At 65.6% G+C, this 23,844-nt stretch carries 24 protein-coding genes; 14 read left to right on the forward strand and 10 right to left on the reverse strand.

Going from position 1 to position 23,844, the window contains the following annotated elements; translation table 11 throughout:
• Window positions 1-41: 41 nt before the first annotated feature.
• Complete coding sequence (locus tag EN786_RS02765) at window positions 42-1,079, reverse strand: zinc-binding dehydrogenase (protein WP_127308949.1); 1,038 nt, start codon at window positions 1,077-1,079, stop codon at window positions 42-44.
• A 50-nt stretch (window positions 1,080-1,129) separates the two neighbouring features.
• Entirely contained in the window at window positions 1,130-2,371 is a 1,242-nt protein-coding gene (locus tag EN786_RS02770) for an acyl-CoA dehydrogenase family protein (RefSeq protein WP_127308948.1), read from the reverse strand.
• 130 nt (window positions 2,372-2,501) lie between these two features.
• Here EN786_RS02770 and EN786_RS02775 point away from each other — a divergent pair, with 130 nt between their 5' ends.
• The 6 genes from EN786_RS02775 (at window position 2,502) to EN786_RS02800 (ending at window position 6,925) form a co-directional block, all read left to right on the forward strand.
• Window positions 2,502-3,317 carry an SDR family oxidoreductase gene (locus tag EN786_RS02775; protein WP_127308947.1) on the forward strand — a complete coding sequence of 272 codons (816 nt, stop codon included), beginning with the start codon at window positions 2,502-2,504 and terminating at the stop codon, window positions 3,315-3,317.
• Entirely contained in the window at window positions 3,318-3,842 is a 525-nt protein-coding gene (locus tag EN786_RS02780) for a MaoC family dehydratase (protein WP_281015710.1), read from the forward strand.
• Window positions 3,839-4,873 carry a phosphotransferase gene (locus EN786_RS02785; protein ID WP_127286104.1) on the forward strand — a complete coding sequence of 345 codons (1,035 nt, stop codon included), beginning with the start codon at window positions 3,839-3,841 and terminating at the stop codon, window positions 4,871-4,873. The genes EN786_RS02780 and EN786_RS02785 overlap by 4 nt, the downstream gene beginning before the upstream one ends.
• A gap of 18 nt (window positions 4,874-4,891) precedes the next feature.
• On the forward strand, window positions 4,892-5,668 hold the full coding sequence (locus tag EN786_RS02790; RefSeq protein WP_127308946.1) for an SDR family oxidoreductase: 777 nt from the start codon (window positions 4,892-4,894) through the stop codon (window positions 5,666-5,668).
• Window positions 5,669-5,815: 147 nt separating this feature from the next.
• A complete protein-coding gene (locus EN786_RS02795; RefSeq protein WP_127286102.1) occupies window positions 5,816-6,460 on the forward strand; it encodes a TetR/AcrR family transcriptional regulator in 645 nt (214 codons plus the stop codon).
• Between the two features lie 219 nt (window positions 6,461-6,679).
• Complete coding sequence (locus tag EN786_RS02800; protein ID WP_127286101.1) at window positions 6,680-6,925, forward strand: DUF680 domain-containing protein; 246 nt, start codon at window positions 6,680-6,682, stop codon at window positions 6,923-6,925.
• 69 nt (window positions 6,926-6,994) lie between these two features.
• Here the strand turns inward: EN786_RS02800 and EN786_RS02805 are convergent, their stop codons facing one another.
• The 5 genes from EN786_RS02805 to EN786_RS02825 form a co-directional block, all read right to left on the reverse strand.
• Window positions 6,995-7,219, reverse strand: a complete 225-nt coding sequence (locus EN786_RS02805) for a hypothetical protein (RefSeq protein ID WP_127308945.1) — start codon at window positions 7,217-7,219, stop codon at window positions 6,995-6,997.
• A gap of 59 nt (window positions 7,220-7,278) precedes the next feature.
• Window positions 7,279-7,857 carry a sarcosine oxidase subunit gamma gene (locus EN786_RS02810; RefSeq protein WP_127308944.1) on the reverse strand — a complete coding sequence of 193 codons (579 nt, stop codon included), beginning with the start codon at window positions 7,855-7,857 and terminating at the stop codon, window positions 7,279-7,281.
• Window positions 7,850-10,843 carry a sarcosine oxidase subunit alpha gene (locus EN786_RS02815; RefSeq protein ID WP_127308943.1) on the reverse strand — a complete coding sequence of 998 codons (2,994 nt, stop codon included), beginning with the start codon at window positions 10,841-10,843 and terminating at the stop codon, window positions 7,850-7,852. The genes EN786_RS02810 and EN786_RS02815 overlap by 8 nt, the downstream gene beginning before the upstream one ends.
• The gene (locus tag EN786_RS02820) at window positions 10,840-11,136 is read right to left on the reverse strand and encodes a sarcosine oxidase subunit delta (RefSeq protein WP_127286935.1); all 297 of its coding nucleotides are present in this window, start codon (window positions 11,134-11,136) and stop codon (window positions 10,840-10,842) included. Before EN786_RS02820 ends, EN786_RS02815 begins: the two co-directional genes overlap by 4 nt.
• A 63-nt stretch (window positions 11,137-11,199) precedes the next feature.
• Window positions 11,200-12,453, reverse strand: coding sequence for a sarcosine oxidase subunit beta (locus EN786_RS02825; RefSeq protein ID WP_127286937.1), 1,254 nt, complete (start codon window positions 12,451-12,453; stop codon window positions 11,200-11,202).
• 268 nt (window positions 12,454-12,721) lie between these two features.
• Between EN786_RS02825 and EN786_RS02830 the strand changes: the two genes are divergently transcribed.
• The 7 genes from EN786_RS02830 to EN786_RS02860 all read left to right on the forward strand — a co-directional run bounded on the left by EN786_RS02830 (window position 12,722) and on the right by EN786_RS02860 (window position 18,382).
• Window positions 12,722-13,480, forward strand: coding sequence for an SDR family oxidoreductase (locus tag EN786_RS02830; protein WP_127308942.1), 759 nt, complete (start codon window positions 12,722-12,724; stop codon window positions 13,478-13,480).
• Between the two features lie 108 nt (window positions 13,481-13,588).
• Window positions 13,589-13,975: an SET domain-containing protein-lysine N-methyltransferase gene (locus EN786_RS02835; protein ID WP_127308941.1), complete on the forward strand. Its 387-nt coding sequence runs from the start codon at window positions 13,589-13,591 to the stop codon at window positions 13,973-13,975.
• A gap of 176 nt (window positions 13,976-14,151) precedes the next feature.
• Entirely contained in the window at window positions 14,152-14,415 is a 264-nt protein-coding gene (gene rpsU, locus EN786_RS02840) for a 30S ribosomal protein S21 (protein WP_126058367.1), read from the forward strand.
• Between the two features lie 194 nt (window positions 14,416-14,609).
• A complete protein-coding gene (locus EN786_RS02845; protein ID WP_127287196.1) occupies window positions 14,610-15,464 on the forward strand; it encodes a tetratricopeptide repeat protein in 855 nt (284 codons plus the stop codon).
• A gap of 275 nt (window positions 15,465-15,739) precedes the next feature.
• On the forward strand, window positions 15,740-16,213 hold the full coding sequence (locus EN786_RS02850; RefSeq protein ID WP_127287195.1) for a DUF992 domain-containing protein: 474 nt from the start codon (window positions 15,740-15,742) through the stop codon (window positions 16,211-16,213).
• 73 nt (window positions 16,214-16,286) lie between these two features.
• The gene (locus EN786_RS02855) at window positions 16,287-16,769 is read left to right on the forward strand and encodes a DUF992 domain-containing protein (RefSeq protein ID WP_127308940.1); all 483 of its coding nucleotides are present in this window, start codon (window positions 16,287-16,289) and stop codon (window positions 16,767-16,769) included.
• A 164-nt stretch (window positions 16,770-16,933) separates the two neighbouring features.
• The gene (locus EN786_RS02860) at window positions 16,934-18,382 is read left to right on the forward strand and encodes an MFS transporter (protein WP_127308939.1); all 1,449 of its coding nucleotides are present in this window, start codon (window positions 16,934-16,936) and stop codon (window positions 18,380-18,382) included.
• Window positions 18,383-18,412: 30 nt separating this feature from the next.
• On the opposite strand, the gene EN786_RS02865 is transcribed toward EN786_RS02860, so the two are convergent.
• On the reverse strand, window positions 18,413-19,255 hold the full coding sequence (locus EN786_RS02865) for a LysR family transcriptional regulator (RefSeq protein WP_127308938.1): 843 nt from the start codon (window positions 19,253-19,255) through the stop codon (window positions 18,413-18,415).
• Window positions 19,256-19,351: 96 nt separating this feature from the next.
• On the opposite strand from EN786_RS02865, the gene EN786_RS02870 reads away from it, so the two are divergent.
• Complete coding sequence (locus tag EN786_RS02870; protein WP_127308937.1) at window positions 19,352-20,683, forward strand: aspartate aminotransferase family protein; 1,332 nt, start codon at window positions 19,352-19,354, stop codon at window positions 20,681-20,683.
• Between the two features lie 36 nt (window positions 20,684-20,719).
• On the opposite strand, the gene coaBC is transcribed toward EN786_RS02870, so the two are convergent.
• Complete coding sequence (gene coaBC / locus EN786_RS02875) at window positions 20,720-22,192, reverse strand: bifunctional phosphopantothenoylcysteine decarboxylase/phosphopantothenate--cysteine ligase CoaBC (protein ID WP_210212278.1); 1,473 nt, start codon at window positions 22,190-22,192, stop codon at window positions 20,720-20,722.
• A 70-nt stretch (window positions 22,193-22,262) separates the two neighbouring features.
• Window positions 22,263-23,837 (reverse strand): 2-polyprenylphenol 6-hydroxylase, encoded by a 1,575-nt coding sequence (gene ubiB, locus EN786_RS02880; protein ID WP_127308936.1) that lies wholly within the window; start codon window positions 23,835-23,837, stop codon window positions 22,263-22,265.
• Window positions 23,838-23,844: the final 7 nt, after the last annotated feature.

A 23,844-nucleotide genomic window follows, 5' to 3' on the forward strand; every position in this document is an offset into this window, starting at 1 on the left:
CTTGGGGCACCTTCTCCCCGTGAACGGGGTGAAGGGAAAACCTACGGCTTGATGAACACCTTGCCGTTCGGTTTGACGAGCTCCCCCGCCGCGCGGCCGATCGCCTCTTCCAGCGGCACCACCGCCGTCACGTCGGTCGACCAGCGGCCGTCGGAAAAGCGCTTCTGCGCCTCCATGACCGCCGGACCCATCCGGTCGCGGTGTTCGCGCATCCATTCGGCGAGCCAGAAGCCTTCGATATGCTTGTGCTGGAAGATCAGCTGGCCCGGCTCGCGGATGACCGTCGGCTCCGCGTCGAGCCGGCCATAGACGATCCAGCGCGAGCGCTTCGGCATGGCGTTGAAGATGGCCGAGGCCAGCGGCCCCGTGACCGCGTCGAGGAAGATGCGCGGCTGCTCTGCCTTTATCACTTCGCGCAGCCTGGCCTCGAAATCCGGCGCCTTCTCGTTGAGCACATGGGCGGCGCCGACGTCCTTGAGCAGCGCGATCTGCTCGTCGCGGCGCACGGTGACGATCGGCTTGTAGCCCTCTTCCTTGGCGAGGCCGGCTATCAGCTTGCAGAGCTGGCTGGCGCCGGCTGTCATGATGAAGGCCTTCTCGCCGTCCTGCTTGACGATGTCGAACATGGCGAGCGCAGTGAGCGGGTTGACGATCATCGCCGCCGCATCCACGTCGCGCACCGTGTTGAGCAGCGGGATGCAGGACGCCGCTTCCGCGACCGCATAGTCGGCCCAGGCGCCCCAGTTCGACAGGCCGGTGGCGAAGGCGACGCGCTTGCCGGCCAGACCCGTTGCGTAGGGCTCGCCGCCGGTCGCGGCCACGATGCCGACGCCCTCGAAGCCGGCCGGCCGACCCTTGACCCGCGCCTGGCCGTACTGGCCCTTGATGAAGGCGACGTCGGACGGGTTGATCGAGGCCAGGCTGACCTTGATCAGCACCTGGCTCGGTCCGGGTGTCGGCACCGCGATCGTGCCTTGCTCGAGATAGGGGTCCATCGCCTCAAGCGCGCTGCCGGATGGCGTCTTGGTATAGCCGTCGCCGGTCAGCAGCAGCGCCTTCATTTCGGATGGGAGGGTCATCAGGGATACTCCTTGCTTGTCGCAGAGCAGTGACTGGCCAAGCCTCGCGCTCAGACCTTCTCCTGCGTGTATTTCTTCAGCTCGGTTCGCGCCACCTGCCGGCGGTGCACGGCGTCGGGCCCGTCGGCGAGGCGCAGCGTGCGCAAATGCGTCCACGAGCGCGCCAGCGGCGTGTCCTGGCTGATGCCTTGCGCGCCGAACATCTGCACCGCCTCGTCGGTGACCTTGAGCGCGACGCGCGGCGCCACGACCTTGATCTGGCTGATCCAAGGCGCGGCGGCGCGCGCGTCGCCCTGGTCGATCATCCATGCCGCCTTGAGGCAGAGCAGCCTCGCCATCTCGATCTCCATGCGGCATTCGGCGATGGTGTCGAAATTGGCGCCGAGTTTCGCCAGGGGCTGGCCGAAGGCCTCGCGGCGCACCGAGCGCTGGCACAGCATCTCCAGCGCCATCTCGGCCTGGCCGATGGCGCGCATGCAGTGATGGATGCGGCCCGGTCCCAGCCGCCCCTGCGCGATCTCGAAGCCCCTGCCCTCGCCGAGGATCAGGTTCGACGCCGGCACGACCACATTGTCGAACCTGAGATGCATGTGGCCGTGCGGCGCATCGTCGTCGCCATAGACCTGCATGGCCCTGAGCTTGGTCGCGCCCTTCGCATCGGAAGGCACCAGGATCATCGAATGCTGGCGATGACGCGGATCGTCGCCGGAGCCTGTCCTGACCATCACGATGTAGATGGCGCAGCGCGGATCGCCGGCGCCGGACGCCCACCATTTCTCACCGTTCAGCACATAATCGTCGCGGCGCCGCTCGCAGCGCATCGAAATGTTGGTGGCGTCGGAGGAGGCGACGTCCGGCTCGGTCATCAGATAGGCCGAGCGGATCCTGCCGTCGAGCAGCGGCTCCAGCCATTGTTGCTTGTGCTCCGCCGAGCCGTAGCGCTCCAGCACCTCCATATTGCCGGTGTCGGGCGCCGAGCAGTTGAAGGTCTCGGCTCCCAGATGCGCCTTGCCCATCTCCTCCGCCAGATAGGCGTATTCGACGGTTGAGAGGCCATAGCCGCGCTCCGAACCGGTCAGCCAGAAGTTCCACAGCCCGCGTTCCCGGGCGGTCTTCTTCAGGCCCTCGAGGATTTCGGTCTGCCGCGCCGTGTAGACCCAGCGGTCGCCCCCCTTGCCGATCTCGGCCAGGAACTCCTCGCCGAGCGGCGCGATTTCGTCGCGCACCATCGCCGCGACGCGTGCGTGGATCGGCTTCAGCCGCTCGGTCATGCCGAGATTCATGTCCGCCATCGCTTCCGATCCTTTCGGAGATGCCTCTTTACCCGTGGCAAGGATGACCGTACTTCGGCTAGCCTTGTCAACGCGAGTCCCCAGGCGAGTCCCCTGGCCTCGGCCTGCGGCGAGATTGCGGAGGAGCGCCATGAGCTATCTGGACGAGCTGTTCTCGGTCGCCGGCAAGACCGCGCTGGTCACGGGTGCCGCGACCGGCATCGGCCGCATGGCGGCGACCGCCCTGGTCAGGGCCGGCGCCAGCGTCATGATCGCCTCCCGCAAGGGCGAGGACTGCATCAAGGTCGCGGACGAAATCAACGCCCTCGGCGGCCCGGGGCATGCCGAGGGCTTTGCCGGCGACGTCTCCAGCGAAGCCGGCATCGCCGCGCTCGTCGCCGAGGTAAAGGCGCGGACGGAGCGGCTGCACATTCTGGTCAACAATGCGGGCATCTCCTGGGGGGCGCCGCTGGAAGAGTTCCCCTACCACGCCTGGGCCAAGGTGTTCGGCGTCAACGTCACCGCTGTCTTCCATCTGACGCGCGAGCTGCTGCCGCTGCTCGACGCCGCCGCCAGCGAGGCGGATCCGGCCCGGGTGATCAATCTGGGTTCGGTGATGGGCACGCAGCCGCTTGCCGATGATGCCTATTCCTACACCGCCTCCAAGGCCGCGGTTCATCACCTGACGCGCACGCTGGCGATCGAGTTCGCCGCCCGCCGCATCACCGTCAACGCCTTCGCCCCCGGCCCCTTCCAGAGCCGGATGACCGCCTTTGCGACCGGAACCGAGGAACAGGCGAAACATGTCGGCGGCCATGTTCCGATCGGCCGCATCGGCATGCCGGATGACATTGCCGGCGCAACGCTCTATTTGTGCAGCCGTGCGGGCAGCTATGTCACCGGCGCCATCCTGCCGATCGACGGCGGCCAGTCGGTGCAGCATGGGCTGACCCTGTTCAAGGAATGAATGTCCGACCGGAACGCCGGCGGGGGTGAAGTGGAGGACATCAGCGTGGAACCGATCAGTCTCGATGTGCTTCTGGCCAGCGTCGGCAAGGAAGTCGGCGTGTCGCCCTGGCGCGTGGTCACGCAGCGAATGATCGATCAGTTCGCCGACGCCACCGACGACCACCAGTTCATCCACTGCGATCCGGACCGCGCCAGCCGCGAGACGCCGTTCGGCGGCACCATCGCGCATGGCTTCCTGTCGCTGTCGCTGCTCTCGGCGATGACCTTCGAGACCATGCCGCCGCTCGAAAACAGCAAGATGGGCGTCAACCACGGCTTCGATTCGCTGCGCTTTTTGGCGCCGGTAAAGACCGGCGCGCGCATCCGCACCCGTTTCGTGCTCGCCGACGTCAAGGTCAGGCCCTCGGGCTGGGTGCAGACGGCGCATGACGTGACCATCGAGATCGAGGGCTCGAAGAAGCCGGCGCTGACCGCGCGCTGGCTGACCCTGACGCTGATCGAGCGCCAGCCCGAGACCGCATGAACGACCTGAACGCGCTCGATCAGGCGGCGCTTGCGCCCTATCTCGAGGCGCATATCCCGGGTTTTGGCGGGCTTTCCGCCATCGAGAAGTTCAAGTCCGGACAATCGAACCCGACCTATCTTCTGACCGCGGCAAGCGGCCGCTACGTGCTGCGCGCCAAGCCGCCGGGCCAGTTGCTGAAATCCGCGCATCAGGTCGATCGCGAGTTCCGGGTGATGAAGGCGCTTGCCGCCACCGCCGTGCCGGTGCCGCGCATGCTGCACCTGTCCGGCGAGGACTCGCCCATCGGCCGCATGTTCTATGTCATGGAGTTCCTCGACGGCCGCATCTTCTGGGACCCGTCGCTGCCGGAGGCATCCGGGAACGAGGATCGCGCCGCCATCTACGATGCCATGAACGCAACGCTGGCCGCCTTGCACGATGTCGACGTCGAAGCTGTCGGGCTTGTGGATTTCGGCAAGTCCGGCAGCTATTTCGAACGCCAGTTCGGCCGCTGGACCAGCCAATACCGCGCCTCCGAAACCGGCAAGGTGGCGGATATGGACCGGCTGATCGCCTGGCTGGAGACGCACATGCCGGCCGATGATGGCCGCGTCTCGCTGGTGCATGGCGACTACCGGCTGGACAACATGATCTTCGCGGCCAGCGAGCCGCAAGTGATTGCGGTGCTCGACTGGGAGCTGTCGACGCTCGGCCACCCCTTCGCCGACATCGCCTATCAATGCATGCAATGGCGCCTGCCGCATGCATCGGGCTTTCGCGGCCTCGGTGGCGTCGACCGCGCTAGGCTTGGCCTGCCATCCGAGGAAGCCTATGTCGACGCCTATTGCCAGCGGCGCGAGATTGCCGGCATCGGCAACTGGAGTTTCTTCCTCGCCTTCTCCTTCTTCCGCCTGGCAGCGATTTGCCAGGGCGTCTACCGCCGCGCGCTGGACGGCAACGCCTCCAATCCGGAAAAGGCCAGGACCTATGGCGAGGCGGTAAAACTGCTTGCCGCGCTCGCGGTAGACCTGATCGACAACAAGGTTTGACATTGGGAGAACTGAGCGATGGGCCGTTTCGATGGAGCGACCGTGCTGATCACCGGTGCGACCGGCGGCCTCGGCCGCGGCGCGGCAAACGCCTTCGCCGCCGAAGGTGCGCGGCTGGTCCTATCGGATCTCGACGAGGCTGCGCTACGCGATTTCGCCGCGACGCTTGATGTCGAGTCGACAATCCTCGCCGGCAACATCGCCGACGAGAAACTCTCCGAGGATCTCGTCGCGCTGGCGGTGGAGAAGTACGGCCGGCTCGACATTGCCGTCAACAATGCCGGCATCGTCCATTCCTTCGTGCGCCTGCCGCAGGTGGTGTCGGACGAGGCGCGCCGGGTGCTGGAGGTCGACCTGCTCGGCGTTTTCTACGCCATGAAGCATCAGATCCCGCAAATGGAGCGGCAGTTCAAGGCAAGCGGCAAGGGCGGCGTCATCGTCAACGTCGCCTCTGTCGCCGGCCTGTCCGGCGCGCCCAAGCTGTCGGTCTATGCCGCCGCCAAGCATGGCGTTGTCGGCCTGACGCGCTCGGCCGCTGCCGAATATGCCACCAAGGGCGTGCGCATCAACGCAGTCTGTCCCGCGCATACCAGGACCGCGATGGTGGACGGCTTCGTCCGCGCCAGTGGCTCCCCGGAAGCCGAGGCGATTGCCGAACTCACGCGCGGCGTGCCGATGAAGCGGGCCGGCGAGGTTGACGAGATCACAACGGGGATCCTGTTTCTTGCCGATCCCGCCAACTCCTTCATGACCGGCCATGCGCTGGCGCTCGACGGCGGCATCGGCGCCATCTAGGGCAGGCCGCCCAAAGCGATTTTCCGTCCGGAATTGCGTTGGAACAAAGGGTTAGGGCGGACGTTGGGGAACCTGCCACGCACTTGTTCGTTTCCGTACAGCGTATATAATTTAACAAGGCAACCAACCAACGAAGGCAGGCAAACCTTGCCGTTGAGCGTCCAGACACGCCGCGAAAAACAGAAAGCAGAGCTGCGCTCCGAACTCGTCGAAGCGGCCCACAAGCTCGTTCAGGAAGAAGGCTATGAGGGCCTGACCATCCGCAAGCTGGCCAAGCGGGTCGGCTACGCGCCGATGTCGGTCTATTCCTACTTCGCCGACAAGCAGGACATCCTGTTCGCGCTGGCCGAGGACGCCTTCGAGACGCTGGCGCGGCGCATCGAGGCGCACCCCGCCGACGATCCGATCGAGGCCCTGCAGGCGGTGATGACCGAGTACGCCGCCTTCGGCCTCGGCAATCCCAACGAATACCGCACCGTTTTCATGACCGAAAAGACCCGGCTGCCGGAAGGCCGCAGCTACGAGGACATGGAAGAGGGCAATCCGGCGATGAAGGTGCTGATCAGCAGGGTCGAGGCCTGCGTCGCCGCCGGCAAGCTCAAGGGCGACCCGCGCGCCATCGCCACCATGCTGTGGGCGGTCGGCCACGGCACGATCTCGCTCTTGATCACCTTTCCGTTCTATCCGTTCGGCGACCCGGAGGCTTTCGTGAAGCGGATGTGCGATTTCACGCTTGCCTCGCTTTCGACGCAGGACGTGCCGCCGCTGACCGAGACGCCAGTCAACTGCTGACTGGAGCAATTCCGCCCAGCGGTTTTGGGCCGGCATTGCGCAGGAGCGAACCCCCGGTTTTTACCGTCCGATCTGGCCGAGCGTCGCGCCGTGCGACATTTTTGTATTTTCAGAAAATTTGACCGTACATGTACAATTTCTCACTTGAACTCCCACTCCTCCGGACGTATATGTACGTCGTATCGTACATGTACGAAAAAGGTTGACCGGAGAAAGATGATGAAAAAGACAATCCTCGCTCTCGCTACCGTCCTGGCTTTCTCGGGCGCCGCTTTCGCCGGCACCAGCCATCAGGCCAAGCAGGCTCCTGCCGCGGCTTGCGTCCAGACCAACGCCAATGTGAAGCTCGATTGCGGCACGACCGGCTCGGTCGAAAAGACCGGCGCGACGACCAAGACCGACGCCGCCAAGGGCCAGCGTCTGGGCATCGAAATCGATCCGTGGATCGTGCCCAGCACGTTCTAAGGCGGTTCGAACGCCACGAAATACTCAAAGGGCGGCAGGATATCCTGACCGCCCTTTTTGCTGGCCTTCTTACCTGCGTGGCTTGCGCCCCGGCACCGTCTTGGCCTTGCCAGGTCTTGCGGGGCCGCCCGGAATGGAGGTCGAGGTGATCGACACCGGATCGCTGGCCGGGAACGTGTCCTCGAGACCTTCCTCGAGTTCCTCTTCCTCGACCTCGTGTGTTCGTTCGTGCTCGAGCGAGCGGACGGCCGCCGTCTTCCTTGGCGGTGGCTTCGGCGCGGATTTCGACGGCATCGGCATTCTCCCTCGACACGCTGCCGCAAAACGGCGTGGCGTGGCGATGGTTCCTGTCCTCACGCCGCCGCGTCGCTCGCCGCTTCCGACAGCAGAGTAAAGACATAGTCCGAGAACGAACGCCAGCATTCGACCCGGAAGGCATCCGCCGCCGTGCGCAGCAGCACGATCTCGGCCTTGCCGAGGATGGTGCGCGAAGCCGCCCCGACCGGGAACGCGTCAAGAGAGAGATCCTGCGGGCAGCCGGAGTTGACGGTCACGGCGGCCGCCGGGCCGGTGACGGAAAACGCGACGTTGCGGTGCGAGATGCCAACCGCCGAATGCAGCGCCGTCACCTTGGCGCAGTCGGCGAGCGGATCCTTGCCCGCCTCGTCGATCACCAGCCATTCGTCCGGTCCGAGCCAGAGCGCCGTGCGCCCGGCCTTGGCCGCCGAGGTCTTCGGCTTTGTCGGCAAGCTCACGCCGAGCGCCTTCGAAAGCGCGGTCAGCGAAGCCTCCGGCGCGCGTACCGAAATGCGCTCGGCCGGCGCCAGCACGGCGAGCGTGACGCCCTTCGCCTCTATCGTGCGCCCGGCCAGCGCCGGACGGCGCTCGGCCGACGAGCCGGCAGCGGTTGTCTTTGCGGCAGCCTTAGCCATTGAGGCGCTCCCCCTTCTCGTCGAAGAACACCATGCCGGTGACTTCCACCTCGATCGTCCCGTTCGGCATCGGCACATAGAGCGTCTTGCCCATGCGGTCGCGTCCGCCGGCGACCAGCGCCAGCGCGATCGAACGGCCGCAATTCTCCGACCAGTAGCTGGAGGTGACGTGGCCGATCATCTTCATCGGGATCGCTTGGCCAGGATCCTCGACGATCTGCGCGCCCTCTTCCAGCACCACCTTGGGGTCCTTAGTCTTGAGGCCGACAAGCTGCTTGCGACCCTTGGCGACCAAATCCGGCCGGGCCATGCCGCGGATCCCGACGAAGTCGGGCTTCTTCTTGCCGACCGCCCAGTCGAGGGCTGCATCGTTCGGCGTCACCGTGCCGTCGGTATCCTGGCCGACGATGATGTAGCCCTTCTCGGCGCGCAGCACGTGCATGGACTCGGTGCCGTAGGCGCAGGCGCCATGCTTCTGGCCCTCGGCCCACAGCGCCTCCCAGACGGCCTGGCCGTAGTCGGCCGGCACGTTGACCTCGAAGCCGCGCTCGCCGGTGAACGACATGCGGAACAGCCGCGTCGGCACGCCGCAGATCTTGCCTTCGCGCACCGACATATGCGGCAGCGCCTCGTCCGACATGTCGATGCCTTCGACCAGCGGCGCGATAATGTCGCGCGACTTCGGCCCTTGCACGGCGATGACCGCCCACTGCTCGGTGATCGAGGTCAGCCAGACATTGAGATGCGGGAACTCGGTCTGGAGATAGTCCTCCATATGGTGCATGACGCGCGGAGCGCCGCCCGTCGTCGTCGTCACATGGAAGCGGTCCGGCGCCAGCCTGCCGACGACGCCGTCATCATAGATGAAGCCGTCCTCGCGCAGCATGATGCCATAGCGGCAGCGGCCGGGCTCCAGCTTCTCCCACGGATTGGTGTAGAGCAGTTCCATGAACTTGGCCGCGTCCGGCCCGACCACCTCGATCTTGCCCAGCGTCGAGGCGTCGAACAGGCCGGCCGTCTTGCGCACGGTGACGCATTCGCGGTCCACGGCTGCGTGCATGTCCTCGGCTCCCCGGGGGAAATACCAGGCGCGCTTCCACTGGCCGACATCCTCGAACACCGCCCCTTGCGCCGCGGCCCAGGGATGGATCGCCGTCCGACGCGTCGGGTCGAACAACGCACCGCGCGCATGGCCGACGATCGATCCAAAGGTGACCGGCGTATAGGGCGCGCGGAAGGTGGTGAGGCCGACCTGCGGGATCGGCTTGCCGAGCGTCTCGGCGGCGATCGCCAGGCCGTGCATGTTGGACGTCTTGCCCTGGTCGGTCGCCATGCCGTTGGTGGTGAAGCGCTTGACATGCTCGATCGAGTGCATGCCTTCGTGCACCGCCTGGCGGATGTCCTTGGCGGTGACGTCGTTCTGGAAATCGACGAAGGCCTTGACCGTCGTGCCCTGTCCGGCGCCGGGCGCGGCGCCCAGCATGCCGCGCGACCAGCTCTCGCTGGCATCGACCTTCGGCTTGGCGCCTTTACCCGCCTTGCCGCCGGCCTCCTTCGCCGCCTTGGCGCCCGCCGCATAGGCCTCGTCGACCGTCGCGTCGAGGCCATCCGTGCCGTTGCAGGCGCCGACCGAAACGCAGTCCTGCGCGTAGGTTCCCGGCACGAAGCGCCGCGTCTCCTCGTTGAAGGCGACCTTGCCGCGCGACTGCGAGAACAGATGCACCGACGGCGTCCAGCCGGCCGACATCAGGATCGCGTCGACCGGGATGGTGCGCTCGCCGCCGCCATTCTTCGGCTGCACCGTCATCGACGACACGCGCAGCTTGCCGCCGGCGCGAACAACGGCGCGGCCGAAATTGATCTCGATGCCCAGTCCTCTCGCCTCGTCGATCACCGGTCCGGTCGGGTTGTCGCGCAGGTCGACGATTGCCGCGATGTTGACGCCGGCCTTCTTCAGGTCGATCGCCGCCGCATAGGCGGAATCGTTTGCCGTGTAGACGCCGACATTCCTGCCGACGGCGACGCCGTAATGGTTGAGATAGGTGCGCGCGGCCGAGGCCAGCATGACGCCCGGACGGTCGTTGTCGGCGAACACCATGTGCCGTTCGATGGCGCCGGTCGCCAGCACGACTCGGCTGGCGCGGACTTGCCAGAGGCGCTCGCGCGCCAGTTCGCGGCCGGGGTTCTGCAAATGGTCGCTGACGCGCTCGACCAGGCCGACGAAATTCTGCGCGTAATAGCCGAAAGCAGTCGTGCGCGTCAGCAACCGGACGTTGTCCATTGCCTTGAGCCTGGCGATCGCAGCTTGCGCCCAGGCAAAGCCGTCCTCGCCGTCGATCCTGGCGCCGGCCTCGAAGCGCAGGCTGCCGCCGAATTCGGCCTGCTCGTCGGCGAGGATCACCCTGACGCCGGTCTCGGCCGCGGCGAGCGCCGCGGCGATGCCGGCAGCGCCGCCGCCCAGCACCAGCACCTCGCAATGGGCATAGCGCGCGCCGTAGTGGTCGGGATCAGGCTTGTCCGGCGACACGCCGAGGCCTGCCGCGGCGCGGATCTTCGGTTCGTAGAGGCTCTTCCAGGCCGCCTTCGGCCACATGAAGGTCTTGTAGTAGAAGCCGGCCGAGAACAGCGGCGAGGCAATGTCGTTGACCGCGCCGACGTCGAAGGCGAGCGACGGCCAGCGATTCTGCGAGTTGGCGGTGAGCCCGTCATAGAGCTCCTGCACGGTCGCCCGCACATTCGGCGTCTTACGTGCATCGTCGCGCACGATCTGCACCAGCGCGTTGGGCTCCTCCGCGCCGGCCGACAGGAAGCCGCGCGGCCGATGGTACTTGAACGAACGGCCGACGAGATGGACGCCGTTGGCGAGCAGCGCCGAGGCCAGCGTGTCGCCCTCGACGCCGGTATAGGCCTGGCCGTCGAAGCTGAAGCGGGCGGTCTTCGCCTGCTTGAGGCGGCCGGCGCCGGAAATGCGGAAAGAGATGCTCATTTCGAGGCTCCCGGCAGCTTCGCAGGCTTCGGCTCGCCGGCCTTGTAGGTCATGATGAACTTGTCGGTGACGGTGTCGCGCACGGCGTTGAAGAAGCGCGCGCAGCCATGCATGTGGCGCCAGCGCTCATAGATCACCCCCTTGGGGTTCGAGCGGATGAAGAAGAACTTCTCGAAATCGTCGTCGCTCTCGCCGGCAATGTTGGTCGAGCGCGCGATATGCGCCTCGCCGGCGTTGCGGAACTCGAGTTCCGGGCGCTCTTCCTCGCAATAGGGGCAGCGGATGAGAAGCATTTGTTGGTTCCTACAATTCGCCGTGGCCGGTGGCCGGTTGGTCGCAAAGCCTTTCGGCAGCCATCAATGCGCCACCGCCGCCGCTGCCGCCTCGTCGATCAGGCGGCCGGTGCGGAAGCGCTCGATGGTGAAGGGCGCGTTGATCGGGTGCGGATCGTCCTTGGCGATGGTGTGGGCAAAGACGTGACCCGAGCCCGGTGTGGCCTTGAAGCCGCCGGTGCCCCAGCCGCAATTGACATAGAGTCCCTTGACCGGGGTCTTGGCCAGGATTGGCGAGCGGTCGGGCGTGACGTCGACGATGCCGCCCCAGGAGCGCAGCATCTTCATGCGCGTGAAGATCGGGAACATCTCGCAGATGGCGTCGAGCGTGTGCTGCAATATGTGCAGGCCGCCGGTCTGCGAATAGGAGACGTACTGGTCGGTGCCGGCGCCGATGACCAGCTCGCCCTTGTCGGACTGCGAGATATAGGCATGCACCGTGTTCGACATGATCACGCAGGGCACGACCGGCTTGACCGGCTCCGACACCAGCGCCTGCAGCGGGTAGCTCTCCAGCGGCATGCGCACGCCGGCCATGTTCATGATCACCGAGGAATGGCCTGCCGCAACCACGCCGACCTTCTTGGCGCCGATGAAGCCGCGCGTCGTGTCGACGCCCGTGACCGCGCCATTGGCCGCACGCTTGACGCCGGTCACCTCGCAGTTCTGGATGATGTGGACGCCGCGCGCCGAGGCGCCGCGCGCATAGCCCCAGGCGACCGCGTCGTGGCGCGCCGTGCCGCCGCGCCGTTGCAAGGCCGCACCCACGACGGGGTAGCGCGCATCCTTCGAGATGTTGAGCGGCGGGCAGAATTCCTTCGCCTGCTCCGGCGTCAGCCATTCATTGTCGATGCCGTTGAGACGGTTGGCGTGCACGTGGCGCTTCAGCACCTGGATGTCGTGCACATTGTGGGCGAGCATCATGACGCCGCGCGCTGAGTACATCACGTTGTAGTTGAGCTCCTGCGAGAGCCCATCCCACAGCTTCAGCGCATGGTCATAGATGCCGGCGCTCTCGTCATAGAGATAGTTGGAGCGGATGATGGTGGTGTTGCGGCCGGTGTTGCCGCCGCCGAGCCAGCCCTTCTCCAGCACCGCGACATTGGTGATGCCGTGCACGGTGGCCAGATAGTAGGCCGTCGCCAGACCATGGCCGCCGGCGCCGACGATGATGACGTCGTATTCCTTCTTCGGCTCCGGCGAAGACCATTGCTCTTCCCAGCCCTTGTGGCCGCGCATGGCCTCGCGGGCGATAGCGAATACCGAATATTTCTTCACGTCCAGGCCTCGCGCCAGTAGCTTTCGCGGATTTTGCGGCCGGGCATCCCCGCCTCGGCACGCGAGGAGTATCACTAGCGAAACCGCACAGCCATCCTTGCGCTGTTTGCGACGGCGCTTGCCGTTTTGCGCCGTGGCATCCACAGGCGAGCAACCAACCCACGCGGCACAAACCCCAATGCAGCTTTCGGGTGGCCCGCACCGCCGCCATTTGCGACCAAGCGTCCGATCGCTGGCAAGGCCGGCACGAAAGAAGGATGCTCAGAAGATGTTCGCACTGACAGACAAGGTCGCCATCGTCACCGGCGCCAGTTCCGGCATCGGCCGCGCCACGGCAAAGCTGTTCGCCGCGGAGGGCGCCAGCCTGGTCATCGCAGCCCGGCGCAAGGCAGAGCTCGACCTCTTGGCAGACGAGATCGAGGAGGCCGGCGGAAGCGCAGTTGCGCTTGCCGGCGACGTCCGCGACGAAGCCTATGCCAAGGTCCTCGTCGATCTCGCGGTCGAAAAGTTCGGTGGCCTCGACATTGCCTTCAACAATGTCGGCGCTGTCGGGCAGATGGGATCGATCTCCGAGCTGTCGCTCGATGGCTGGCGCGAGACGCTCGATACCAACCTGACCAGCGCGTTTCTCGGCGCGAAATACCAGGTGCCGGCGATGATCGAGCGCGGCGGCGGCTCACTGATCTTCACCTCCACCTTTGTCGGCCACACCATCGGCATGCCCGGCATGACGAGCTATGCCGCAAGCAAGGCCGGGTTGATCGGTTTGACGCAGGTGCTGGCCGCCGAATACGGACCGCAGGGCTTGCGCGTCAACGCTTTGTTGCCGGGCGGCACCAACACGCCGGCGGCGACGTTCAAGACCCCGGAATCGCGAACCTTCGTCGAAAACCTTCATGCGTTGAAGCGTGTGGCGCAGCCGGAAGAGATCGCCCGCTCGGCGCTTTATCTCGCCTCGGACGCATCGAGCTTCACCACCGGCACCGCACTGTTTGCCGATGGCGGCGTCTCGATCAACCGGACGTGAAGGGATAGGCGGCCACAGCACTGCCCGCCAGCCGAAATCTCACGAAGCGGCCTTGCATTTCGCTCCGATTTGACGATTCCGTTTCCCGTCGAAAACGGACGGTAAAAGATGCTGCTGATCAGGACCTACGTCGCCCAGAGCGCCATCGAAGGTGTCGGCGTTTTCGCCGCCGAGCCGATCCGCAAGGGCGCCTCGATCTGGCGCCTCGATCCGGATTTCGACCGGCTGATCCCGATGGAGAAATACGAGGCGGCGCCGCCGCATCTGAAGGAACTGCTCGACCGCTACGCCTACCCCAGCCCCGACCGGCCGGGCTTCATGGTCTATGAGGTCGACAACGGCCGCTTCATGAACCATGCCGAGCGGCCGAACACGGATTTCTCGCAATATGGCGGGGCGACCGCGACCCGCGACATCGCGGCGGGCGAGGAGATCACCTGCGACTACGGCGAATTCTTCGAGGATTTCGCCCGCCTGCACCTGGCGACCGCGTAGCGGACGCCCGACCAGCAGCGGCGGGTTGCGATTTCGCCGCTCGATTGCATTCGGCAGTGGACAGGACAGCCTGATTCTGCTATCAGCCGCCACAATTCGCGGTGCAACCTGCCGCGGAGGCATAGTGGCTATGGCCGCTTGCCTGTTGATTTCAAACCCGAAAGACAGGATTGCACGTGCAGGTACTCGTCCGCGACAACAATGTTGACCAGGCGCTCCGCGCGCTGAAGAAAAAGATGCAGCGCGAAGGCATTTTCCGCGAAATGAAGATGCGCGGTCACTACGAGAAGCCTTCCGAGAAGCGCGCCCGCGAAAAGGCGGAAGCCGTGCGCCGCGCCCGCAAGCTGGCCCGCAAGCGCGCCCAGCGCGAAGGCCTGCTGCCGATGACGCCGCGTCCGGCTCCGGCTGGCGCTGCGGGTGCTGCGCGTTCGCCGCGCTGATACCGCCAATTTTTCGTCCTTTTCGAAGGATACCCAAGGGTGGCGCGATGCGGAATCGCCGCCACCCTTTTGTTTAGAGCGACGTGCGCCTGCTTGGACGCACAACGGATGCTCTGACACTTGTGATGAAGTTTGACCCGGTTCGGAGAGGGAACGGACCTGACGGCGCGGCGGGCAGTGAGGACAAAGCAGAGATGAATTCAATTTCCGTGGAGCGCAGAACCGCAATGCGCGGCTTCGCCCTGACGGCGGCCCTGCTCTCGGGCCTGGCGCTTGCCGCGTGCCAGACGGCCCCGACCGGCGAATTCAACAACATCGACAAGGCGCAGGGCTCGACCGAGAACATCTCCTCGCTGTCGGCGGTGATCCAGCGCAATCCGCAGGATCCGGAAGGCTACAATGTGCGCGGTTCGGCCTATGGCCGCGGCGGCCAGTACCAGGCGGCGCTGAAGGACTTCGACACCGCGATCCAGCTCAACCCGAATTTCTACCAGGCCTATTCGAACCGCGCGCTCATCCAGCGCTTCCTCGGCAACCAGGAGGCCGCGCTCGCCGACTACAACCGTTCGATCCAGATCAACGCCAATTACGACGCCGCCTTTATCGGCCGCGGCAATCTCTACCGCAAGGCGGGCCGCACCCAGGACGCCTTCAACGATTTCCAGAAGGCGATCCAGCTCGATACGACCGATGCCCGCGCCTACCACAATCGCGGCCTGATCTATCAGAGCCAGGGTCAGCACAAATTCGCCATCGAGGATTTCTCGACCGCCATCTCGCTGGCGCCGGACGCCGCCGAGCCCTACAACGGCCGCGGCCTCTCCTATCTGGCGACGGGCGACGAGGACAACGCCTTTTCCGACTTCAATATGGCCATCAAGCTCGACGGCAAGAACGCCGAGGCCTGGGCCAACCAGGCGCTGATCTACGAGCGGCGCGGCGACAAGGCGCGGGCGGCGAAGTCCTACCGCGAGGCGGTTCATCTCGATCCGAACTACCAGCCGGCCAAGGACGGCCTGTCGCGCACCAACACCGCCAGCGCCAGCTGATACAGCCGGCGCACCGCGCGACGCCCTGTCGTTAGGGTCGATCCCGCATGGCTGGAAGGCCTGGTCGCGACCGAGGCCTTCCGCCCAAAAGAACCGATCCTCAGTCGGAGATGCTTGGAAAATCCGCCGGCCGTATCCGACGACGAACCGCCGTCACCCATGCTGACAGCGAGGGCAAAGCGTTAACCCTTGCCATGTTCGCGCCAAGTTTTCGGCGGAACGCTCCACGCACCTCGACCGTTAACCGGGGCCAAATTTGCGAAAGGACCTTTCCAATGATCAAGACACTTGCCTATGCCGCCGCGCTCGCCACCACGGTCCTCGCGTTCCCCGTCAACGCCGGCACGCTCCGGCTTGGCACGCTTGATTGCACCATCGACGGCGGCGTCGGCTATGTGATCACCTCGAACAAGGGCGTGTCCTGCACCTTCCGCCCGTATCATCATGGGCCGGCCGAGCAGTACACGGGAATGATCTCCAAGCTCGGCATCGATGTCGGCCAGACGCATCAGGGCCAGCTGGCATGGGCGGTTCTGGCCGCCACCCGAAGCCATGACGAGGGCGACCTTGCCGGCAGCTATTACGGCGTCAACGCCGAGGCGAGTGTCGTGACCGGCGGCGGCGCCAATCTCCTGGTCGGCGGGCTGGGTGGCGCCTTCATGCTCGAGCCGCTCAGCGTTCAGGCGCAGACTGGCGTCAACCTGGCGGTGGCGGTCACCTCGCTGGAGCTGATCCACTCCTTCAAATAAGGCGCATTTGCTCCCTTACGCGCGGCGCGGAACAGGTTACTGTTTCGCGCCGCATGTTTTTGGGGGGACCTGCATGCCAAGAACCATCATTGCCGCTGCTCTGATCGCCGCCGCCTGCGCGGGACAGGCCGATGCGCAGAGCGGCGGCGTCGAGCTTGGCGTGCTCGATTGCGCCATCGGCGGCGGCACCGGCTTTGTCTTCGGCTCGAGCAAGGACCTGAGCTGCACCTTCACGCCCGCCGACAAGACATTCGCGCCGGAGGCCTATTTCGGCGCCGTCAACAAATACGGGCTGGACATCGGCACCACCAAACAGAGTGTCATGCAGTGGCTGGTGCTGACGCCGCTGAAGAACATCTATGCGCCGGGCGCCCTCGCCGGCGACTATGTCGGCGCCAGCGCCGAGCTGACGGCGGCGGTCGGCGCCGGCGCCAATCTGCTCGTCGGCGGCTCCGAACAGGCCTTCACGCTGCAGCCTCTCAGCCTGCAGACGCAGACCGGCATCAACATCGCCATCGGCGTCAGCCAGTTCCAGCTGCGCAGCACCGCCAACTGACAGCTCATCAAAAGCCGGTCTTCAAGCGTCGCGGCGTTCGCCGTACATTCCTGAAAAGGCCTCTTGAGCTCAACCGCGCTTGAGGTTCTACAAGCTCAGCCGAACTGGATCTGGCGCCCTTTCGCGTTGCGGATGAGGCTGCGAATGGCAAGCAGGAGATCGACGTGACGGCGGCAAGCGGCAACAAGGCGGGCGGCAAGGTGGACTGGCGGGCATTGTGGGCGAGCGGCGACCTGGGGCGTTTTTGCTTCATCAGTCTCGGCATTCTGTTGCACGCCACCAACGAGACGATGGTGGCGACGGTGATGCCGGCGATGGTCGGCGAGCTGGCCGGCGTGCAATTGGTCGGCTGGTCGCTGGCGATCTACGAGCTTGGCGCCATCGTCGCCGGCGCTGCCGCCGGAAGGCTGGTGAGTTATGTGGCGCTGCGCACCAACATGATGGTTGCCGCCTTGCTCTATGCGGCCGGCGCGCTGATCTGCGCCACCGCACCCTCAATGCCGCTCTTCCTTGCCGGACGGCTGGTCGAGGGGCTGGGCGGCGGCGCGCTGGTGTCGCTGGCCTTCGTCTCGGTCGAGCGGCTGTTCCCGCGCAACATCTGGCCGCAGCTTTTCGGCATCATGTCGGCGATCTGGGGTGTTGCCGCCTTCAGCGGCCCGATGCTTGGCGCCGTCATGGCCGAGCTTCTGTCCTGGCGCTGGGCCTTCGGCATCTTCACCGTCGGCGGCACCGCCATGGCGCTGGCAAGCTTCATCGTGCTCGACACGCCGCAGGCGACCAGGCCGCAGGTGGACAAGGGCACGGCGCCGCCCTTCCCTTATGCAGCGCTCGGCTGCCTTGCCGTCAGCGTCGTGCTGATCGCCAGCGCCGGCGTCGATGTCGCCCTGCTGCGCTCCTCGCTGCTGCTTGGGCTGGGGTTGATCGGCCTCGTGCTATTCTTCCGCATCGATGCGCTGAAGCCACCCTCGCGGCTGTTTCCGTCGCGGCTGTTTTCATGGCGCTCGCCGGTCGGCAGCGGCATGACCATGGTGGCCGCCTTCTCGGTGGCGACCTGTTCCTTCGCCATCTACGGTCCGCTGCTCTTGACCACGCTGCACGGCATCCCGATCCTGACCACCGGCTACATCATCGCCGCCGAATCGATCGCCTGGTCTATTCTCGCGATCCTCGTCGCCAACGCACCGCTGGAGCGCGAGCGGCTGATCATCGTCATCGGCGCCCTGATGATCGCGGTCGGCCTCGCCGGGCTTGCCTATGCAATCCCGAGCGGCTCGATTCCGTTGATCCTGCTCTGCGCTCTTCTGCAGGGCGGCGGCTTCGGTGTGTCTTGGCCGTTCCTCACCCGCGTCATCGTCGCCTCGGCCCGTGACGGCGAGCAGACCATCGCCTCCGCCGCGGTGCCGACCATGCAGCGCATCGGCTATGCGGTGGGGGCGGCGCTCGCCGGCATCATCGCCAATGCCAGCGGCTTTTCCGAAGGCCTGAACCGCGACGCGGCGGCGAACGTCGCCGGCTGGCTGTTCCTCGCTTTCGTGCCGCTCGGCATTCTCGGCTGCCTGGCGGCCATCAGGATCGCTATGCCAGCCGCGCATCCACAGGAAGCGACGGGCTGACCTCGGGAGACAATCGGAGAGCGGAAGTTCTCACAGAGACGGCAGAACGGCTCGGATGTGATCGGCGAAGGCCTCGACCGCGGGTGATCGCTCGGTGTCGGCAAAGGCGACCAGAATGCCAAGCTGGGGCAAGCGAGGAAGCGGCGCGCCCAGAACATGGAGGTCCGACGGCACCGCATCCTCGGTCATCACGCTGATTGCCAGGCCCGACCGCGCAACGGCGATCAGTCCCGCAAGGCTGTTGCTGGCATAGGATATTTTGTAGCGCAGTCCGGCGCGCGCCATGGCCTCGCAAGCCGCCTTGTGGTCGACGGCATTCGACGCCGACAACGCCAGCGGCACGACGTCGCCAAAATCGTAGAGGTCCAGCGCCGGCTTGCTGCCCACCCATACGAGCGCTTCGGTGCGCACATGCGCGTCGCTTGCGTTCGGACTGGAGACAAGCGCCAGGTCGATCTGGCGCGCGTTGAGAAGCGTCCGCAATTCGACGGTGGGCGCCGAAACCACCTTGATTTCGACATCGGGATATATGGTTCCGAAGCCCTTCAGCAGCGCGGGAAAGAACGCGCTCAGATAGTCCTCGGGACTGCCGAAAATAATCGAACCGTGCAGGCCTTTGTCGGACAGCGCCGAGATCGCCTCGTCATGGATTTTGAGGATGCGCTCGGCATAGGCCAGGAAGCGCTCGCCGCTGCCGGTGAGCCGCACCCCGCTGCCGCTGCGATGAAACAGGCTCTGGCCGAGGGCTTCCTCGAGCCGCTGCACCTGCATTGTCACGGCCGACTGCGTGCGTCCGACCTGTACCGCCACCGCACTGAGGGTTCCCGAATGCGCCGCGCGCACGAATGTCGCCAGCAGCTTGAGATCGAGCATATCAAATCCATTGATATCAGAATCCGACAACTATCAATTTTACTGCATCCGCGCCAGCCGCTAGATTGTTGGCTCAACGCTTGCTGGAGTTGAGAGATGTCGAAAAACTTGGAGCCTGGGTTTTGGGATTCGGCGCGCAAGCACCTGATCCGCTATGGCGGCAGCTTCGAGCCCGCCATCATCGAGCGCGCCGCTGGCTCCTTCGTCTACGATGCCGACGACAGGCCCATCCTCGACTTCACCTCCGGACAGATGAGCGCCCTGCTCGGGCATGCTCACCCCAGGATCGTCTCGACGGTCAGCCGCCAGGTGGAAAGAGCCGCGCATCTTTTCAGCGGCATGCTGTCTCGCCCGGTGGTCGAGCTTGCCGAACGTCTCGCCGCGCTGGCGCCCGGCCTCGACAGGGTGCTGCTGCTCTCGACCGGCGCCGAGTCCAACGAAGCAGCCATCCGGATGGCCAAGCTGGTGACCGGCAAGCACGAGATCGTCGCCTTCTCGAAGAGTTGGCACGGGATGACCGGTGCTGCCGCGTCGGCGACCTACAGCGCCGGCCGCAAGGGCTATGGGCCCGCGGCGGTTGGATCTCTTGCAATTCCCGCGCCCAACAGCTTCCGGCCGCGCTTCAGGAATGCCGACGGTTCATTGGATTGGCTGACCGAGCTGAACGATGCCTTCGATCTGATCGACAGCCAGTCGACGGGGAGCCTGGCGGCCTTTGTCGCCGAGCCGATCCTGTCGAGCGGCGGCATTCTGGAATTGCCGCAAGGCTATCTGGCGGCGCTCCAGCAGAAATGCCGCGAGCGCGGAATGCTGCTGATCCTCGATGAAGCGCAGACCGGCATCGGCCGCACCGGAGACATGTTCGCTTTCCAAAGGGATGGCGTCACCCCTGACATCCTTACGCTGTCCAAGACCATCGGCGCCGGGCTTCCCCTATCGGCGGTGATGACGACGGCTGAAATCGAGGAAGCAGCGCACGACAAGGGCTTCCTGTTCTATACCACGCATGTCTCCGACCCGCTGCCGGCGGCTGTCGGCGTTGCGGTGCTCGATGTGGTGGAAGAGGAAAAGCTCGTCGACCGGGCCCAGCGCCTCGGAGCGAAACTGTTCGAAGGGCTGTCGCGGCTGAAGCAGCGATATGAATGTGTCGGCGACGTGCGCGGTCGCGGCCTGCTGCTCGGGGTCGAGATCGTCAAGGACGGCAAGGTGCCCAATCACGAGTTGGGCGCCGCAATCGCGGCGGAAGCGTTCCGGCGCGGCCTGAGCATGAACATCGTCAAGCTTCCCGGGATGGGCGGCGTCTTCCGCATAGCCCCTCCTTTGACCATCTCCGAGGAGGAACTGGATCTCGGCCTGAGGATCATTTCGGAGTCCATCGAAGCCGGATTAGCCGCCAACGCGAGCCTTACAGGCATAGCCGCCGAGTGAAATTACCCGGGCCGGCCGTCTTCGGCGGCGGGGCGTTCAGACAACGATGGTCTTCAGCCGCTCGGCAATGAGCGCGGCGAGTCGTGTCGCCACCTCGTCCTTGCCCATCTCAGGCCATTCCTCGACGCCTGCCTTCGAGACGATCCGCACCTTGTTGCGGTCGCCGCCCATCACGCCGGACGGGCCGATGCCGCTTTCATGCGAGACGTCGTTGGCGACGATGAAATCGGCGCCCTTCTTCTTCAGCTTGGCCTCGGCGTTGCTGATTAGATCCTGCGTCTCGGCGGCGAAGCCGACGACCAGCCCCGGCCGCTGCTGGTGATGACCGACGCCGGCGAGGATGTCCGGATTCTCGACCATCTGCAGCGAAGGCGGCCCCTCGCCGGCCACCTTCTTGATCTTCTCGCCGGCAGCATTGGCCGTGCGCCAGTCCGCGACGGCGGCGACGAACACCGCCGCATCCGCCGGCAAAAGGCTTTCGACCGCGCCCTTCATCTCGGCTGCGGTCTCGACATGGGTAGTGATGACGCCGGCCGGATCGGCGATGGTGACCGGACCGGAGACCAGCCGTACATCGGCGCCGAGCTTCGCCAACGCCGCCGCAATGGCGTGACCCTGCTTGCCGGACGAGCGGTTGGCGATGTAGCGCACCGGGTCGATCGGCTCATGCGTCGGCCCCGAGGTGACGATGATCCTGCGGCCCGCCAGCGGCTTCGGCCTCTCGTCGAGCAGCGCCTCGATCGCGGCTGCTATCTCCAGCGGTTCGGCCATGCGGCCCTCGCCCGCCTCGTTGCTCTCGGCCATCTCGCCTTTGGCCGGGCCGACGAAGACAACGCCGTCTTTTTGCAGGGTCGCCCGGTTGCGGCGGGTCGCCGGATGCGACCACATTTTCGGGTTCATCGCCGGGGCCATCAGCACCTTCTTGTCGGTGGCAAGAAGCACCGTCGAGGCGAGATCATTGGCATGGCCGTTGGCAAGCTTCGCCATCAGATCGGCGGTGGCCGGCGCCACCACCAGCAGGTCGGCCTCGCGCGACAGGCGGATATGGCCGACATCATGCTCGTCATTGCGGTCGAACAGTTCGGTGAAGACATGGTCGGCCGAAAGCGCGCCGGCCGAAAGCGTGGTGACGAACTCCTGCGCCGCCGCCGTCATCACCACCCGCACCGCCGCACCGCGCTCGCGGAGGCGGCGGATCAGGTCGAGCGCCTTGTAGGCCGCGATGCCGCCGCCGATGATGAGCAGGATGCGCTTGCCGGAAAGGCTGCCTCGCAGGGCAGCCCTTCCGGATGCGGCGGCAACGGGCATCGCCGGCTGGCGCGAGCCTGCCAGTTCGTGCAGCGTCTTCTCGATCTGGTCGAGGCGGCCGGCGGATCCGACTTGACCTTCGACCGAGGCCCGAAGCATCACCCGCGCCTGCTCCTCCATCGAGCGGTCGTTTTCGGCCGCCAGCCGGCGCAGCAGGTCCTTGATTTCGTCGTCAAGATTGCGAATGGTGATGCTGGCCATGTGATTGCACTCTGCTTGGCATCTCTGGTTGCAATGATAGCAATGCAATCAAGAGAGGGCAACCAGACCGCTAGGTGAGCTTCCACACGATGTAGAGCAGCGTCAGCGCGATCACCCACAGGGCCACGCGGCCTGAGCGGGTATGGCGTGCCTCGGCCTTGCCGATGGCGCGTGCCGTCGCCTCGTCGAAGCGCAGCCCGTGCTCGGCCATCAGGTCGATCTCGCGGGACAGCCGCTCGGTGCGGGCGGCGATATCTGGAGCCTGGCGGGCCAGTGCCAGCAGCGCCTTGGTGCCGTCGCGCGCATCGACAAGAAGGCCGCGCGGGCCGAGATTGCCGGCGATCCAGTCGCCGACCACCGGCTCGGATGTCTTCCACATGTTGAAGGCCGGATCGAGCGTGCGGGCGACGCCCTCGACCACCACCATGGTCTTCTGCAACAGGATCAGCTCGGGCCGGGTCGCCATGTCGAACAGTTCGGTGACCTCGAACAGCAGCGTCAACAGCTTGGCCATCGAGATGGTTTCCGCCGGCTGGCCGTGGATCGGCTCGCCGATGGCGCGGATCGCTTGCGCGAAGGCCGAGACATTGTGCTGGCGCGGCACATAACCGGCCTCGAAATGCACCTCGGCGACACGCTGGTAGTCGCGCACGATGAAGCCGTAAAGGATCTCGGCGAGGAAGCGGCGCTCCTTCTTGCCGAGCCGGCCGGCAATACCGAGATCAACGGCGACGATGGTGCCGTCGGCCTCGACGAACAGATTGCCCGGATGCATGTCGGCATGGAAGAAGCCGTCGCGCAGCGTATGGCGCAGGAACGACTGGATGAGGTTGGTGGCGATCGCCTTGAGATCGTGACCTGCCTCCACGAGGCCGGCAATGTCGTTCATCTTGACGCCGTCGACCCACTCCATGGTCAAGACGTCGCGGCCGGTCCGCTCCCAGTCGACCGAGGGCACGCGGAAGCCCGGATCGTCCTTGGTATTCTCGCCGAGCTCGGACAGCGCCGCCGCCTCGAGCCTGAGATCCATCTCGATCTTTGTGGTCTGCGCCAGCGTCTCGGTCACCTCGACCGGCCGCAGGCGGCGCGACGAGGGGATGTATTTTTCCTGCAGGCGGGCGGCGAGGAAATAGCTTTCGAGATCGTGGAAGAAGCGCCGCCGCACACCAGGCCGGATGACCTTCACCGCCACCCGGGTAGCAACCCCTTCCTTCACCGTCTCGGCGTTGTGCACCTGGGCGATCGAGGCGGCGGCGACGGCGCCGTCGAAGCTGGCGTAGAGATCGCCGATCTTGCGCCCGAGCGAGGACTCGATGGCGGCGATCGCCTCGGCCTGCGGGAACGTATGCATCTTGTCCTGGAGAAGCGCGAGGTCGAGCGCCATGTCGTTGCCGACGACGTCTGGCCGTGTCGCCAGGAACTGGCCGAGCTTGACGTAGGATGGCCCCAGCCGCACCACCGCCTTGGCCAGCCGGTCGCCGCGCTTGTAGGCAAGCGCGCTGCGGCGGGTGAACAGCCGCGCCATGCGCCAGCCGAATTTCGGCAGGCCGGAAAGCTCCTCGCCCGGCAGCGCCGAGACGACGCCCTCGCGGACCAGCACCCAGCCGGCCCTTGCGAGCCGAAAGGCGGCGCCGACGCTGCTCATCGGACGC

This window comes from Mesorhizobium sp. M4B.F.Ca.ET.143.01.1.1 (assembly GCF_004792275.1).
GTDB classification, from domain to species: domain Bacteria; phylum Pseudomonadota; class Alphaproteobacteria; order Rhizobiales; family Rhizobiaceae; genus Mesorhizobium; species Mesorhizobium abyssinicae.